The sequence below is a fragment of the Shewanella sp. Koi 1 genome (assembly GCF_052907445.1).
This window is the reverse complement of the sequence record NZ_JBREJM010000001.1, coordinates 3,352,076-3,368,376: the sequence shown is the minus strand read 5'-3', so window position 1 is coordinate 3,368,376 and position 16,301 is coordinate 3,352,076. Positions and strand designations below refer to the sequence as shown.

Here is a 16,301-nt window from a genome sequence, read left to right as displayed (position 1 = left end):
TAAAAAAACCGCCTCGTTTCCTTGGCGGTTTTTTATTGGTCACAATATTCATCAGGCTAAGTCAAACACTAGGGCGGTAACATTGCTGCCTGTGGCGCTAAATCGAACCGCTTCTTCGGCGGTGATATGTGCGCCATCACCTGGGGTGAGCGCTTGGTCATTGACCTTAAGCGTGCCTTCCACCAGTTGCACATAGAGCTGACGCGGTGGCTTAAGCTGCGGCATATGCACTTGCTCTTGCGGTGCCAGCATTAGGCGATACAAGGTTGCATCCTGCTGTACTTTCAAGGTGCCATTTTCACCCGTTGGGGTGACCACGGCGGTCAGCGCAGAGGTTTGCTCGAAGGCCTTTTGCTGATAACCGGCATCAATGCCTAAGGTGTCTGGTTGGATCCAGATCTGCAAAAAGTGCAGAGACTCAGTGTTTGATGCATTAAACTCGCTGTGATAAATCCCTTTACCGGCGGACATTAACTGAAACTCACCCGCTGGTAATGTCTTAACATTACCGAAGCTGTCCTTATGGGCTATGGTGCCTGAAATCACATAACTGATGATTTCCATATCTTTATGGCCATGGGTTTCAAACCCAGCGCCCGGCGCGACTCTGTCATCATTAATCACTCGTAGGGAAGACACGCCCATATGCTGCGGATCGTAGTAGCTGGCAAACGAGAAGGTATGTTGGCTCTTTAACCAGCCCAAATCAGCCTGCCCACGGTCCTGCGCTTTACGTATACGGATCATCATTTCCTCCTTATTTTAAGCGTGCGGCTAACAGGTTGTCGGCACTGAGTTTACCCGCACCTGACACGACTAGAGACGCAGTAGCAGCTAACAGGGCTAAACCAAACTCATAACCGTTATTGCTGAGAAACAGACCGTTACCAATGTGGACCGAGAAAATCGCGACCACCATAGTAAAGGACAATACCAGTGCCGTAGGGCGAGTCAGTAAACCGATAATGAGCAGCAAGCCACCAAAGAATTCGCTCGAACCCGCCATCAGCGCCATTAAGTAGCCAGGGGTTAAGCCAATGGAGGCCATCCATTGTCCTGTGCCTTCTAGGCCGTAGCCGCCAAACCAGCCGAAGAGTTTTTGTGAGCCGTGGGCCATGAGGATAATCCCGATAGGAATACGCAGGGCCAATGGGGCGAAACTTGGGGCAGAGGTCAGTAATTTTGTGATAAGTGCTTTCATGGGATGTTCCTTAATTCAAATTTTTTAACTATGTCGTTAATGGGTTAATCGGTGGAGATTTAGCGTTAATCTCTCCATTGATTTAAAGTTTATTCTTGACCTTTAAGAAAGAAAATCGGAACATTTTCAAAGTCTATTTCAAATAAATTGAACAAGAGGTAGCTATGTTACCTGTGATGAGTCTCGATGGCTTGATAGTGCTCGATGCTATTGATAAAAAAGGCAGTTTTTCGGCGGCAGCTGAATCCTTATTCCGGGTGCCATCGGCGCTGACCTACACAGTACAGAAATTAGAGAGCGACTTAGGGGTAAAATTATTTGAACGTAAGGGCCAGCGCGCCGAACTGACCTTAGTTGGCCAACTGGTATTACGCCAAGGGCGGGAGATTTTAGCCGCTACCGCCAGGCTTGAAGAGGCGGTTCGGCAACTCGAAACGGGCTGGGAGTCGGCATTAACCTTAGCTATAGACACTGTAGTGCCCGATTTACCACTGCTTAAACTGATTGCTGAATTTACCGAGTTAGGTAAACAGGTGACTATTAATATCACTGAGGAGTCACTGGGTGGCGGTTGGGATGCGCTGTATTCGGGCCGTGCCGATATTGCCATTGGGGTTACGGGAGAGTTACCTAAGGGGCAATATCACTTAGTCGAAATCGGCATGCTTGAATTCGTGTTCGCTCTAGCGCCTCATCACCCCTTAGCACAGTTTGACCATCCCATCCCGACCGAAGCCCTGTTACAATTTCCCTCCGTGGTGGTGGCCGACAGCTCAACGGCGCTCGCGCAGCGCTCAAGTGGATTGTTTGATAGTCGCCAAGTTATTCGTGTGCCGAACATGCAGACCAAGATTAAAGCCCAGCAACTTGGGCTAGGTGTAGGTTATCTTCCCAAGCATTTGATCCGTGAAGAACTTGCTTCAGGCACATTAGTCGCATGCAAGGTTGAGATCCCAAGACCGGCGCAGCCTGTGTTTCTCGCATGGCGCAAGGGGAATCAAGGCAAAGCGCAGGCGTGGTTTGCCGAACGTTTACCCCATTGCGACTGGTTGTTTTAGTGAGATGTCGATAGTGCGTTTGGGTACAGGATTGAGTGAATCACAGTACTTAACCATTGCTAGGGCGTGTTGACGTTTCGAGATTAAATTTTGTTCGTTCTGGCAAGCTTGTGCTCGCGAAACGAGGAATGATGTGTAGTTATTCTACTCAAATGACGAGTGACAAAGAGAACGAACTTGCTAGACGAACCCTTCGGGCAACGTTTGGCTGGCGTTTCTGCTGCGTTATCGTCCGTTTATTTAGAATAACTACACCGCACGGACTTTACCTTGCATAAACGCCAGCCAAACTGCTGCAAAAATAACCCTGAAACGTCAACACGCCCTAAGTACTGTGATGAATTAAGAGGGCTGGGCTTTGCGGCAGCGCTGATATAAATCCCTGACACTAGGCGCTTACACTGAGCGCTTTATATGGCTGGTGTAATGCACATGGGGGGAGAGCAAATCCGCTAAATTGGGGTTGGGCGCCCGATTGAGGAAGCGAATAAAAGCCTGTGGTAGGGTGAGCGTCTCAATCGATTCCTGCCAGCGCGCCTGTAACAGTGGGTGATAACCTTCTTTCCCCGCGGCGGTATAGGAGGTAGAAACCCCCACATAGAGCGCATCAGGCTGCACTGGATACCAGAGTGATAAGCCATCTTGCTGCATCATTTCAAGCTTGAACAAGCGCTCCCCTAATGGGCGTCTACCATCGTAGTAATAACGTAATCCATAGGTATAGGGGAAGCTGCCCGCCCCCGTGCCGCGCACACTGTTGTTTGTCGCGGCGTTAATTGCCGACTCCAGCGCTTGGTACAAATACTGGCCTTGGATTTCGTATTTGACTAATGGCAACTCGAAGGGCAGCAATTGCCCCAACACATCGGCGAGGGTGAGCCTGCCTTGGGCGACCGATTGCCTTACTCCGCCGGCGTTATGCAGGGCAAAGTTGATGCGAGGATCTTCAAGCTTGGCCTCTTGGAACATACTGCGGCTCACCCAAGGGGCGATTTCGCTGCCATGGGGTAATGCCTTAGATGGCAGTCTGGTATGCACTAGATTCTTAGGCACAAGGGCTAAGACTTTGTTTTCCATCTCGGCAATCGCGGGGCGATAGATATCGTGGATCACGCCGTGAATGTCTTCATCGGCATCATCCCACAATACATAGGGATGCTCATTAAAGCGTTGCTGCACGGCTTGATAGTCGGTGTCATCCACTTGCTCACTCGAACTCAACATAAACTGTTTATCGAGCATAAAGTAGTTGCCACCCTTTAGGTTTATCGCGCGGCCAGCTGCATCAAATTCAATCTCGGCCAAGCCTAAGGTTTCGGCATATTTCCCCGCATGCACGATAGGAGTGCCATTGATGGTTTCGCCATAGGGAATATTGCTTAACCCCAAGGCGTTAAAATCGCCCTGCAAGGTATGGGTATGGCCGCCGACGATAAGGCTGATGCCATCGACTTGTTCGGCAAGCCTTCTATCCTGATCTAAACCTAAGTGACTCAGCACAATAATGTGCTTGATGCCTTTGGCATGTAGATGCTCGACGGTGCGCGTCGTGGTCGCAATTGCATCGACAAAGTGGGTATCGGGATCGGGTCTGGCGATGTCTTTCATCTGATCCAGAGTAATGCCGATGACGGCGAGCTTTTTGTCGTAGAAGGGCTTTTCGAGGTAGCTGGCAAGCTGAGTAGTCTCATCATAGGCGAGAATATTCGCCACAGTACGCAGGTTACCCGGCTTGCGTATATCCTCTTGGCTCAAGTCCATATTCCCCGCTAGCAGCGGAAAATCGATTTGCTTGGCAAATTCGGCGAGCCGCGCATTACCTTCATCAATATCGTGATTACCAATCACCATGGCATCGGGTGCGAGTAAATTCAGCAGATGGGCGTTGGCCTTACCCTTAAAATGGCTGAAATACAGCGTGCCTTGGAAACTGTCGCCACCATGCAAAAATAAAAATGGCATTTGGCTTTGTGCGGCTCGGTCACGTGCCTGACTAATCTGATACCCCAGACGTGCATAGCCACCGCTGTGACTGGTGATATCTAAGGCTTTAAGCCCTAGATTGAGGGAAAATTGTACGCGGCTGGGCTCAAAATTCGAATGGGTATCGTTGATGTGCGCGAGTGAGAGTGTGTATCCCTGTGTCATAACCTACCTCTTTTACGGCGGGAGATTATAACCTTCTCCCCAAAAACAAGAAAGGGAGCCAAGCTCCCTTTACTTTAACAATGACTAAATAATGTCATTAACCCGAGCGTGCCTCGTCATCTTCGGCGGCGGCTTCGAAGTCGCCATCATCGGAGAGACGAATGCCTTTTTGCTTCATGCGCTTGGTCCAGAGTTTACGGGCCAATTGCTGCATGTCGGTTGCTGGGTCATTCACATCGACAATCTCTAAGCCAAGTAGTGATTCGATAATGTCTTCTTGGGTCACAATACCTTGGCTACTGCCGTATTCGTCAACCACCATCGCAATTTGTGTATTGCGTTTAATCATCCGCTCGAATAACGGCAGGATTTTAGCCGTTTCGGGCACCACAAATAGGCTGCGCTTGAGTTCACCAATCGGTGCGTTCGGGCTGTAACGTTCAGCCAGCAAAACATCGGTACGGGTGATGTAACCGATAATGTCGTCGTGGTCCTGATCGTATACCGGAATACGGGTAAAAGGTTTGTCGCGATATTCTTGCACAAACTCATTTTGCGTCAGTGAAACGGGTAACGAGAACATCACGGTACGCGGCGTCATAATCGCCGTCACTGGCACGTCACGCACCTTGAGCATTTGGGTCAAAATTTTAGACTCTTGCTCGTCTAACTCACCGGATTCGTGACCAATCTTGGCCATGGCGCTCATTTCTTGGCGAATGTACTGACCTTCTTCCCCTTTACCTAGCAGGCGAGTCACCTGTTGCGACATCCAAATCAGCGGCTTAGTGACACGCTTCATCCAAGTGATGGCAATTGATACACTCGGGGCTAAACGGCGCCAGTGATTGGCTCCCACAGATTTCGGAATAATCTCTGAGAAGAATAGGATGATAAAAGTTAACACTCCGGAGAACACGCCGAGCATGTCATCACCAAAAACCTTGGCCGCTTGCGCACCAGCAACGGCGGCACCCACAGTGTGGGCAATGGTGTTTAGGGTCAAAATAGACACGAGAGGCGCTTCGATGTTTTCTTTTAGTTTACGCAACCGGGCGGCTGCGGCACTGTCAGTTTGTTCGAGCGAGGCGATATAACTAGGGGTAACCGAAAGCAACACTGCTTCGAATACACTGCACAGAAAAGAAACTCCGACAGCGACAAGCACTATAATGATGAGGGTTAACATATAGGTGGTATTACAACTCCATAATTTAGGCCAACATTGACCCACGCCGATTCTAGCATAGGAGTGTGGAGTTGCTGGCTAAAATTTTTCTGCGTCTGTATAATTCGCCGCCCTGTTGCAGGTTTTGGTGTTGAGGTTAGTCCTATGAGTGAAAAAAAGATCAATTTATTAGACCTTGATCGTAAGGCGATGCGCGCATTATTTGCGGATCTGGGTGAGAAGCCTTTCCGTGCCGATCAGCTGATGAAATGGATCTATCATTTCGGTGTCAGTGACTTCGAAGAAATGACTAACATCAACAAAGTGTTACGCCAAAAGCTGGCGGCGCGCTGCGAGATTGTGGCGCCTGAGATTTCGAGCTATCAAAAATCTGCTGATGGCACCATTAAGTTCGCCATCCATGTCGGCGAAGGCCAAGAAGTCGAAACCGTATATATTCCTGAAGATGACCGCGCCACTCTGTGTGTGTCGTCTCAAGTGGGCTGCGCCCTCGAATGTACTTTCTGCTCTACTGCCCAGCAAGGCTTTAACCGCAACTTAACTGTTTCTGAAATCGTCGGCCAAATTTGGCGTGTTTCCCATTTCTTAGGCTTCGCCAAAGAAACCGGCGAGCGCCCAATCACTAACGTGGTGATGATGGGCATGGGTGAACCACTGCTTAACCTTGCCAACGTGATCCCAGCGATGGATATCATGCTGGACGACTTTGGTTTTAGCCTGTCAAAACGCCGTGTGACCCTGTCAACTTCGGGCGTAGTGCCAGCCTTAGATAAACTCGGTGATGCCCTCGATGTGGCACTCGCCGTGAGTATCCACGCGCCAAATGATGAACTGCGCGATATTCTGGTTCCCGTGAATAAAAAGTATCCATTGCAAGAGTTTCTTGCGGGGATCCGCCGCTACATCGCTAAATCTAACGCTAACCGTGGCCGCGTGACTGTAGAGTATGTGATGCTCGATCACATCAACGACAGCACTGAACAAGCCCATGAATTAGCACAATTAATGAAGGATACGCCCTGCAAGGTTAACCTGATCCCATTCAATCCATACCCAGGTTCGCCCTATGGTCGTTCATCGAACTCGCGCATCGACCGTTTTTCTAAGGTTTTGATGGAATATGGCTTAACTGTGATTGTACGCAAAACCCGTGGTGATGATATTGACGCGGCCTGTGGCCAGTTAGCGGGTGATATTCGCGATCGAACCAAGCGTTTAGCAAAAAAACGCATGCAAGAAAATCAGATTTCGGTCACAATGAATTAACTCTTTGTTTGCACAGATTTATAGGCTTGCCCATGAAGCATGGATTGTCAGGGTTTTCATTAGCAATTGCCCTGTCATTATTAGTGACAGGATGCGTAACTGAGCGTACCTATTCAGGGACTGATATTCCCGTGTCGGAGCGAAAACTCGATAAAGTCGCCGCCGCACGGGAGCGTATGCAGCTCGGTTTAACCTACCTTAATCGAGGTAACTCGGAACAAGCCAAGTACAATCTTGATAAAGCAGTTGAATATGCACCAGAGCTCGAAGATGTGCATGTGGCCATGGCCTATTACTATCAAACCGTTGGCGATTTAGTACGTACCGAACAGGCGTATCAAGACGCTATCAATACTAAGGACGCCTCTGGCGATTCCATGAATAACTTTGGGGTGTTTTTGTGCCAACAAAAGCGATACGACAAAGCTGAAAAAATGTTTTTGGCCGCGATAGAAATGCCCAAATATACGCGTACCGCGTCCAGTTATGAGAACTTAGGCATTTGCAGCCGAGACGCGGGACAAACAGAAAAGGCACGACAGTATTTTCAGATGGCGTTAAAGTATGACCCGAGACGCTCGGTGTCTTTACTGGAGCTGGCTGAGCTTGGGATGGATAAAGGTGATTATGTCGATGCGCAAAACCAATTAGCGCGTTATCACCAAGTGGCAGCCCAGACTCCAGAAAGTTTAACGCTCGGAATAAAAATTGAGCAGGCGTTGAATGATGATGCTGCTATGAAGCGATTTGGCATTTTATTGCTCGCCAAATTCCCAGCATCGCCTCAAGCCAAGCAATACAGAGTTAATTTGCATCAATGAAAGATAACGAAATAAACGCGTCAGTAGAACCAGTTGCAGCGAGTGAAGCTGAATCGACGCCTGATGTAACGCTCGGCACTGTACTTAGAACGGCTCGTGAGCAGATGGGCTTAAGCATTGCGGATACCGCGGTGAAATTACATCTGCGCCCAGGGATAGTTGAAAATCTCGAAGCCGACGATTTTTCCAATATTTCTTCTTCGACTTATGTTCGCGGATACGTCAAAAACTATGCGCGCATGCTTGGAGTGGATAACGCCCTGATTGAGGCATGCCTCGCGCGGCAGGTACCGTTAGTGACGCAGCCTGCCATGCAAAGCTTTTCCCGCAAGACGACCTATCAAGCTCGTGACACTAAATTAAAGTGGCTGAGCTTTTTTATTGTCATCGTGTTACTGGGCTTGTTCGTCCTATGGTGGATGCAAAGAACTACGCTGGTGACCCATGTTGATGTGTCTAAACCAACGGCGGAAGAGTTAGCGGCGGCGAATCAAACTTTGCCGGGCGATGTGCTGCTGACGGAAACCGATGCGAGCCAGCGCTTAAGCGAGATTGCGGTCAATGGCTCTATGGCGACTGATGGTCCGGTAAAAGATACCGACGAGAGTACTATCGATCCTAATATGAACGATTCGGCAGCGATGGAAGCGGAGCCGACGCCTGCTGCCAATTCGGCTATGAATACGAACGAATCTAACACTGCACTGACGAACAATGCTTCTAACACTGCACTGAACAATGTAGTTGCGGTTCCAAGCACGACACAAAACGCCGCGACCAATGCCGCGCCAGTGCAGAACCAAACTGCATCGAATGTGCCTGCAACCAATACAGCAGTAACCAATGCTGCTTCTACAGCGCAAGCTATGCCAGTGGCAGCTGGACAGTCGAGCATTACTATTGAGCTCACGGGCGATTGCTGGATCAACATAGTCGATGCCAAGGGCAAAGCGATAGTTGACGGCGTCCGTGGTGCTGGTGCGAATATTCAAGCCAGTGGTGTGCCTCCGTTTAAAGTGATCTTAGGTGCTCCCACTGTCGTGTCCACGTTTACGGTCGATGGTAAAGCCATCAGCCTTGCTGAATTTCCTAAGGGTCGTGTTGCGCGTTTGACTATCCCACAGGTTTAAGTCTGGCGCCTACGCAGAGTACCGAAAAGAGCGTATTGAGTATGTATAACGAAACACCCATAAAGAGACGTCCTTCAACCCGCATTTATGTGGGCAATGTACCGATTGGTGATGGTGCGCCGATTGCCGTACAGTCGATGACTAATACTAAGACCACAGATGTTGAGGCAACCGTTGCCCAAATCCGTGCCCTAGAAAAAGTGGGTGCCGATATTGTGCGTGTCTCTGTGCCAACGATGGATGCCGCCGAAGCTTTTAAAGTGATTAAGCAATCGGTGTCAGTGCCCTTGGTTGCCGATATCCACTTCGATTACCGTATCGCCCTGAAAGTGGCCGAATATGGTGTGGACTGTTTGCGTATCAACCCAGGCAATATCGGTAACGAAGAGCGTATCCGCAGTGTGGTGGAGTGCGCCCGCGATAAAAACATTCCTATCCGTATTGGGGTGAACGGCGGTTCATTAGAAAAAGATCTGATGGACAAATACAAAGAGCCTACGCCGGAAGCCTTGCTCGAATCGGCTATGCGCCATGTGGACATTCTTGACCGTTTGAACTTCGACCAATTTAAGGTCAGCGTAAAAGCCTCCGATGTGTTCTTGGCGGTAGAATCCTATCGTTTATTGGCTAAGCAAATTCGCCAGCCATTGCATTTAGGTATTACCGAAGCGGGTGGCGCCCGTGCCGGTGCGGTGAAATCAGCCGTTGGCTTAGGCATGCTGCTTGCCGAAGGCATTGGTGATACGCTGCGTATTTCGTTAGCGGCCGATCCGGTGGAAGAAATTAAAGTTGGCTTTGATATCCTAAAGTCACTGCGTATCCGTAGCCGTGGCATTAACTTTATTGCGTGTCCTTCTTGCTCGCGCCAAGAGTTCGATGTGATCAGCACGGTAAATGAATTAGAGCGCCGCCTCGAAGATGTGACGACCGCGATGGATGTGTCTATCATCGGCTGTGTGGTCAATGGCCCTGGCGAAGCCTTAGTGTCACACATCGGCTTAACGGGTGGACATCGTAAGAGTGGTTACTACGATGAAGGCGAGCGTCAAAAAGAGCGTTTCGACAATGATAACCGGTCGATTCCCTCGAAGCGAAAATTCGCGCTAAGGCGAGCCAAATGGCTAACCGTATCCAAGTGAAAGACACGACTGAGTAACAGACACAGCCGAATCAAACCATAGGTTAAGCGCTATAAAAACACTCAAGCCTTGAGCTAGACCCCGAAACCGACGGGGTCATTTTACGTTTAGTGTTGAACAGCCTATAATGCCTGACATTTTTTATTAATTTAGCGAAAATCGGACGAGTCGATACAGTGGCAAAACAGATCCAAGCGATTCGCGGAATGAACGACATTCTGCCAACTCAAAGTCCTCTATGGCAAAAAGTGGAAGCGGTACTACGTGCAAGCGTGGCTGCTTATGGTTACAGTGAGATCCGCACTCCAATAGTGGAAAATACCGATCTTTTTAAACGCTCTATCGGCGAAGTGACTGATATTGTTGAAAAAGAAATGTATACCTTCGAGGACCGTAACGGTGACAGTTTAACCCTACGTCCTGAAGGCACTGCCTCAACCGTGCGTGCCGGTAATGAGCATGGTCTGCTCTATAACCAAGAACAACGCCTGTGGTACATGGGTCCAATGTTCCGCCACGAACGTCCGCAAAAAGGTCGTTATCGCCAATTCCACCAGTTTGGTGTGGAAGTCTACGGCATTGGTAGCGCCGATATCGACGCCGAAGTGTTGATGTTATCGGCCCGTCTATGGGAAAAACTCGGCATTAGCGAGCATGTGACGCTTGAGCTGAACACCTTAGGTGACCCTGCTGAGCGCGCCGCTTACCGTGAAGCCTTGATTGCCTTCTTAGAGCAACACAAAGACAAATTAGACGAAGATAGCCAGCGCCGTATGTACAGCAATCCGCTGCGCGTACTGGACTCAAAAGATCCCCAAGTGCAAAGCATTTTAGCTGATGCACCTGCGCTGATGGATTACTTAGGTGAAGAATCTTCACAACATTTTGCACAATTGCGTGAACTCCTCGACGCGGTTGGCATCCAATACCGAGTTAACCCGCGCTTAGTCCGTGGTTTGGATTACTATAATCGCACGGTTTTTGAATGGGTTACCAATAGCTTAGGCTCTCAAGGCACTGTACTTGCGGGAGGTCGCTACGATGGTTTAGTCGCTCAGTTGGGCGGTAAAGATACGCCTGCCGTCGGTTTTGCGATGGGATTAGAGCGCATCGTTCTGCTGCTTGAAACCTTAGAGCTGACCCAAGATATCCCAGCGGCTGTTGATGTGTATGTCGCGGCGATGGGGGATAGCTGTTTGGTTGAAGCCATTAAAGTGGCGCAGGAGTTACGCTCAGCGTTGCCCACACTGAGAGTGATGAGTCACTGCGGTGGTGGTAACTTCAAGAAGCAAATTAAGCGTGCCGACAAAAGCGGTGCACAAGTAGCCTTACTCATCGGTGAAGAAGAACTCGCCGAAGGTGTGGTTACCGTTAAATATTTACGCAATGACAACGAACAACAACGGGTCGCTCGAAATGCATTAAGCGCATTTTTAGCTGAACTTACCAAATAAGGGGACGTGCGCGTGGAAATTTATAGCACAGAAGAACAACAAGTTGATGCTATCAAGCAGTTCTGGAAAGACTATGGAACCTCGATTGTTATCGGGGCGGTCGTTGGTTTAGGCGGCCTGTACGGTTGGAACTATTACTCCGACATGAAAATCGTGAAGGCAGAAGAAGCATCACAGGCTTTCCAAACCTTAACCACCAAATCAAGTGACGAAGCGGCCATGCTGGCTGGCGTTGCTGAGTTTTCGAAAAATTACGACCAAAAGGGCTATCAATCACTGCTAGACCTGATCGTTGCGAAAACGGCGGTTGAAGCGAAAGATTTTACTAAGGCGGAAGAAGCGCTGAAGAAAGTGATTGCGGCTAAGCCAGGCGCCGGATTAGACACAGTGGCAACACTGCGTTTAGCGCGTATTCAGGCAGAACAAGGCCAAATTGGTACTGCGCTCGCAACCTTAGAACAAGTGACTGATAAAGCCTTCTTAGCACAACGCGAAGAACTCAAAGGCGATTTCTTTGTACGCCAAGGCGAAGCGGATAAAGCGAAAGCTGCTTACCAAGCGGCAATGGACAATGGCGGTGTTGTGACCAGCCCTGCACTTAAAATCAAACTTGATAACCTAAATCAAGCATAAGGGATCCCTTGATGAAGTCTTGGTGCAAGAACCTGCTAGCCGCTGGGTTAAGCCTAGCCATGTTATCCGCCTGTTCTTCTAGCGATGTGGAAGAAGAACCGGTAAGTGAGTTAACTGCGATTCAGGCGACAGTGTTTCCTGAAGTAAGTTGGAGCGCCTCTGTAGGTGATGGTGTCGGTGATTATTACTCTCGCCTCACTCCTGCAGTTCGTTACGGTAAAATTTTTGCAGCCGACCGCTACGGCGAAGTCGTGGCCTTCGATGAAGCCACGGGTGAGCGGGTTTGGAAGAAAGATTTTAGTGAAGAGTTTCGCGATAACGCCTTAGCCAAAAACAAGGGCGCACGCTTAGCCGCAGGTGTTACTGCCGCGCGCAATAAAATCTTTGTCGGTGGTGAGAGTGGTCTATTGGCCGCGTTGAATGCCGAAGATGGTCAAGTGCTGTGGCATGTCGTGACTGGGGGCGAGTTACTCTCTAAGCCAACCGTTGCTGACGATGTGGTGGTGGTGAGCACGAGCTCTGGCGCGCTCGAAGCCTTTAACGTCGATACGGGCGCTAAGCTGTGGGCCTATGAGATGCAGTTGCCTAATCTAACCTTACGTGGCACAGGTTCTGCGGCCTATGAGGCGGGTGGTTTCTTTATCGGTACTGCCGATGGCAAAGTCGCCGTTGTGGTGAAAAACAACGGTCAAGCCGCATGGGAACAAGCGATTTATAATCCGACTGGCGGCAATGAGTTTACTCGTATGGCCGATGTGGATATGACGCCGCTGATCCTAGGTGACAACCTTTATGCGGTGAGCTACAACGGTAACTTGGTGTCGATGGAACTGCGTACCGGACGTGTGATTTGGACCCGTAAGTACTCCAGCTTCAATGAGCTAGCGTCTGCCGGTTTAAGCTTATTCCTAGTCGATGATCACAGCCGTATCTATTCTGTGGACAGACGTAATGGCCTAGAATTGTGGAGCAACTCTGAGCTGGCGAACCGTACACTCACGTCACCAGCCGTATATCGCGACTATCTGGTCGTGGGCGATTTTGAAGGTTATCTGCACTTTATCGACCGCAGCACAGGCAGTATTGTGGGCCGTATCCAAGTGGACAGCTCTGGATTATTCAGCCAGCCATTAGTGGTGGATGATAAAATCTACGTGCAAGGTCGCAGCGGAAAGTTAGCTGTTGTAACACTTCCTTAGTTAAAAGTGTTATCCTTGTAGAGCCCCTGGAAGTGTGTTCCGGGGGCTTTTTATTGAAAAGTTTTTTAGAGGCAAAATCATGATCCCTGTAGTGGCCCTTGTTGGTCGGCCGAACGTCGGTAAATCCACTTTATTTAACCGCCTTACGCGTACGCGTGATGCGCTGGTTGCTGACTTTCCTGGCCTAACACGTGACCGTAAATATGGTCGAGCATTCCTATCCGGCTATGAGTTTATCGTGGTGGATACCGGCGGTATCGACGGCACCGAAGAGGGGATCGAAACTAAGATGGCCGAGCAGTCCCTTGCCGCTATCGAAGAAGCCGATGTTGTCTTATTTATGACCGATGCGCGCGCGGGCTTAACCGCCGCGGATTTGTCTATCGCTCAGCACTTACGTAGCCGTCAAAAAACCACTTTCGTGGTGGCAAACAAGATTGACGGTATCGATGCCGATTCTGCCTGCGCCGAGTTTTGGTCGTTAGGTTTAGGTGAAGTCTATCAAATGGCTGCCGCCCAAGGTCGCGGTGTGACCAACATGATTGAGTACGCCTTAACGCCTTATGCCGAAGCGATGGGGATTGAACGCCAAGGAGAAGAGGAAGAAGTCGACGAGCGTCAGTACACCGAAGAAGAAGCCGAAGCCGAGCAGAAGCGTCTGCAGGATTTACCGATTAAGCTTGCGATTATCGGTAAGCCTAACGTAGGTAAATCGACGCTGACTAACCGTATCTTAGGTGAAGAGCGTGTGGTGGTTTACGACGAGCCGGGCACCACACGCGACAGTATTTACATTCCGATGGAACGCGATGGCCGCGAATACGTGATTATCGATACTGCCGGTGTGCGTCGCCGCAGTAAAGTCCATGAAGTGATTGAAAAATTCTCGGTGATCAAAACCCTAAAAGCGGTTGAAGATGCCAACGTTGTACTGCTGATCATCGATGCCCGTGAAGGGATTGCCGAGCAGGATTTAGGTCTATTAGGTTTTGCCCTGAACGCAGGCCGCGCCTTAGTTATCGCCGTCAACAAGTGGGACGGTATCGATCAGGGCATTAAAGACCGCGTTAAGAGTGAACTCGACCGCCGCTTAGGCTTTATCGACTTTGCTCGCATTCACTTTATTTCGGCGCTACATGGTACGGGCGTTGGCCATCTGTTTGAGTCGATTGAAGAAGCTTACGACAGTGCGACTCGCCGCGTGAGCACCTCTATGCTGACCCGCATTATGCAAATGTCGCAGGATGACCATCAGCCACCATTGGTGAACGGTCGCCGTGTGAAACTGAAATACGCCCACGCCGGTGGTTATAACCCGCCAATCGTGGTTATTCACGGTAACCAAGTCAGCAAGCTGCCTGATTCTTACAAGCGCTACATGATGAACTACTTCCGCCGTTCATTGAAAGTGGTCGGTACGCCAATTCAGCTGCGTTTCCAAGAGGGTGATAACCCGTTTGAAAACAAGGTTGAAAAGCTGACCATGAGCCAAGAACGTCGCCGTAAGCGCGCCCTGAGCCATATTAAAGATCGCAAGACAAAGTAAATCTGCGCTATTGGCTTAAGCGGAACATAAAAAAAGGAACCCTAGGGTTCCTTTTTTACTAGCGCGTTTTAGGCCGCAATCTTAAGTCTTGCTTAGATAAAATACTTTATGCCTATGGGCTTAGACGTTGAGCCTCAAGGCTGTCTAGACTTAATTTTCATCGGTTATTTGCGTCACGGTCGACTGCACTTGTCCATGGCGTAGGCGAGTGTTTATCTTATCGCCCACACTCAGCTGGGCGGCATTGTCTATGACTTGGTGATTTGCATCTGTGGTGATGCTGTAACCCCGGCTCAAGGTAGCTAATGGACTGACCGTTTCCAATTGATGGGCGGCATATTTAATCCGCTGCTCGCTTTGGTTGAGGGTATCCTGCATAGCGTCTTGTAAACGCGTCGCTAAATAGTTCAAACGATTGGCTTCGAGTGCGAGTTTGTGCTTTGGGGACTGCTGCTCGAGGCGGCTTGCCAGTTGCTGCTGACGGCGACTTAAGCCGTGCAGTTTGTTAGACAATGCGGCTTCGAGTCTTAATTGCATTTCATCAAAACGCTGCTCAAATTGTTGCAAGGTGCGCTTAGGATCTAAGCGTTGCAGTCTGTGTTCGAGCAAACTTAAGCGTCTTTCTTGCTTGAGTTGATAGTGGCTCGCGCTCTGTTTGAGGCGCGAGAGTACTGTGGCTAAGCGTTGGCTCTTATTGTCGCTATCCTGAGACAGTAGCTCTGCGCCCGCAGAGGGCGTCGGGGCGCGAACGTCGGCCACATAGTCACTAATGGTGGTGTCGACTTCATGGCCTACGGCGCTGACAACGGGCAGGGCGCTGTTGTAGATGGTATGGGCGAGCGCTTCACTATTGAAACACCATAAATCTTCGAGTGAGCCGCCGCCGCGGGTGAGCAGTAATACATCGACCTCGAGCCGTTGGTTGGCGATATTGATGGCTTGGCAGATATTGAGATCCGCGCTCTCACCCTGTACTTGAGTGGGATAAATAATCACTTCGATGGAAGGGTCACGGCGGGCAAGCACATGCAACACATCACGGATAGCCGCGCCAGTAGGGGAGGTGATGACCCCAATACGTTGAATATTTTTCGGTAACTGGCGTTTAGTGTCGGCGGCAAATAATCCCTGCGCCGCGAGCTTCATTTTGAGCGCTTCAAATTGCTGTGCCAGTAAGCCATCCCCTGCGGGGAGCATAGATTCAATCAATAATTGATAGTCGCCCCTAGGCTCGTACACGCTGATGGCGCCTTTCACGAGCACCTGCTGACCATTCACAGGTTTAAAGCTCACGCTTTGGTTGCGCCCCTTGAACATGGCGCAGCGAATTTGGGAATAATGATCCTTAAGGGTTAAATACCAATGTCCCGAACTGGGGGCTGAAAAGTTGGATATTTCACCGTTTAGCCAGACTTTTCCCAGTTGTCCCTCGAGAATTTGCCTGACTTCACCATTGAGGCGTGAGACGGTATAAATATTATTTTTAGGGACTTGCATGTGTTTTCTCGTGCAAATGG

General features: G+C 49.7%; 13 protein-coding genes and 1 pseudogene. 9 read left to right on the top strand and 5 right to left on the bottom strand.

Annotated features, from left to right (window positions below; genetic code table 11):
- Nucleotides 1–51: 51 nt before the first annotated feature.
- Both ACUZ8J_RS14805 and ACUZ8J_RS14800 read right to left on the bottom strand, forming a co-directional pair.
- Complete coding sequence (locus ACUZ8J_RS14805; RefSeq protein WP_446694245.1) at nt 52–747, bottom strand: pirin family protein; 696 nt, start codon at nt 745–747, stop codon at nt 52–54.
- 10 nt (nt 748–757) lie between these two features.
- A complete protein-coding gene (locus tag ACUZ8J_RS14800) occupies nt 758–1,201 on the bottom strand; it encodes a DoxX family protein (protein ID WP_446694244.1) in 444 nt (147 codons plus the stop codon).
- Between the two features lie 164 nt (nt 1,202–1,365).
- Here ACUZ8J_RS14800 and ACUZ8J_RS14795 point away from each other — a divergent pair, with 164 nt between their 5' ends.
- Nucleotides 1,366–2,259: a LysR substrate-binding domain-containing protein gene (locus tag ACUZ8J_RS14795; RefSeq protein ID WP_446694243.1), complete on the top strand. Its 894-nt coding sequence runs from the start codon at nt 1,366–1,368 to the stop codon at nt 2,257–2,259.
- A 396-nt stretch (nt 2,260–2,655) separates the two neighbouring features.
- Here ACUZ8J_RS14795 and ACUZ8J_RS14790 read toward each other — a convergent pair whose 3' ends face one another.
- A complete protein-coding gene (locus ACUZ8J_RS14790) occupies nt 2,656–4,407 on the bottom strand; it encodes a bifunctional metallophosphatase/5'-nucleotidase (RefSeq protein ID WP_446694242.1) in 1,752 nt (583 codons plus the stop codon).
- Nucleotides 4,408–4,504: 97 nt separating this feature from the next.
- A complete protein-coding gene (locus tag ACUZ8J_RS14785; RefSeq protein ID WP_011622012.1) occupies nt 4,505–5,596 on the bottom strand; it encodes a CNNM domain-containing protein in 1,092 nt (363 codons plus the stop codon).
- Between the two features lie 144 nt (nt 5,597–5,740).
- Between ACUZ8J_RS14785 and ACUZ8J_RS14780 the strand changes: the two genes are divergently transcribed.
- The 8 genes and pseudogenes from ACUZ8J_RS14780 (at nt 5,741) to der (ending at nt 14,784) form a co-directional block, all read left to right on the top strand.
- A complete protein-coding gene (locus tag ACUZ8J_RS14780; protein WP_023266487.1) occupies nt 5,741–6,862 on the top strand; it encodes a bifunctional tRNA (adenosine(37)-C2)-methyltransferase TrmG/ribosomal RNA large subunit methyltransferase RlmN in 1,122 nt (373 codons plus the stop codon).
- Nucleotides 6,863–6,894: 32 nt separating this feature from the next.
- Nucleotides 6,895–7,683: a type IV pilus biogenesis/stability protein PilW gene (pilW, locus tag ACUZ8J_RS14775; protein ID WP_126512764.1), complete on the top strand. Its 789-nt coding sequence runs from the start codon at nt 6,895–6,897 to the stop codon at nt 7,681–7,683.
- Nucleotides 7,680–8,813, top strand: coding sequence for a RodZ domain-containing protein (locus ACUZ8J_RS14770; RefSeq protein WP_446694241.1), 1,134 nt, complete (start codon nt 7,680–7,682; stop codon nt 8,811–8,813). The genes pilW and ACUZ8J_RS14770 overlap by 4 nt, the downstream gene beginning before the upstream one ends.
- A gap of 41 nt (nt 8,814–8,854) precedes the next feature.
- A pseudogene (gene ispG, locus ACUZ8J_RS14765) lies at nt 8,855–9,969 on the top strand (flavodoxin-dependent (E)-4-hydroxy-3-methylbut-2-enyl-diphosphate synthase).
- 159 nt (nt 9,970–10,128) lie between these two features.
- Nucleotides 10,129–11,406: a histidine--tRNA ligase gene (gene hisS, locus ACUZ8J_RS14760; protein ID WP_446694240.1), complete on the top strand. Its 1,278-nt coding sequence runs from the start codon at nt 10,129–10,131 to the stop codon at nt 11,404–11,406.
- Nucleotides 11,407–11,418: 12 nt separating this feature from the next.
- A complete protein-coding gene (locus ACUZ8J_RS14755; protein WP_446694239.1) occupies nt 11,419–12,039 on the top strand; it encodes a tetratricopeptide repeat protein in 621 nt (206 codons plus the stop codon).
- Between the two features lie 11 nt (nt 12,040–12,050).
- Complete coding sequence (bamB, locus tag ACUZ8J_RS14750) at nt 12,051–13,238, top strand: outer membrane protein assembly factor BamB (protein WP_011716315.1); 1,188 nt, start codon at nt 12,051–12,053, stop codon at nt 13,236–13,238.
- A 79-nt stretch (nt 13,239–13,317) separates the two neighbouring features.
- Nucleotides 13,318–14,784, top strand: a complete 1,467-nt coding sequence (gene der, locus ACUZ8J_RS14745) for a ribosome biogenesis GTPase Der (protein ID WP_011622020.1) — start codon at nt 13,318–13,320, stop codon at nt 14,782–14,784.
- Nucleotides 14,785–14,934: 150 nt separating this feature from the next.
- On the opposite strand, the gene xseA is transcribed toward der, so the two are convergent.
- The gene (xseA, locus tag ACUZ8J_RS14740; RefSeq protein ID WP_446694238.1) at nt 14,935–16,281 is read right to left on the bottom strand and encodes an exodeoxyribonuclease VII large subunit; all 1,347 of its coding nucleotides are present in this window, start codon (nt 16,279–16,281) and stop codon (nt 14,935–14,937) included.
- Nucleotides 16,282–16,301 lie beyond the last annotated feature (20 nt).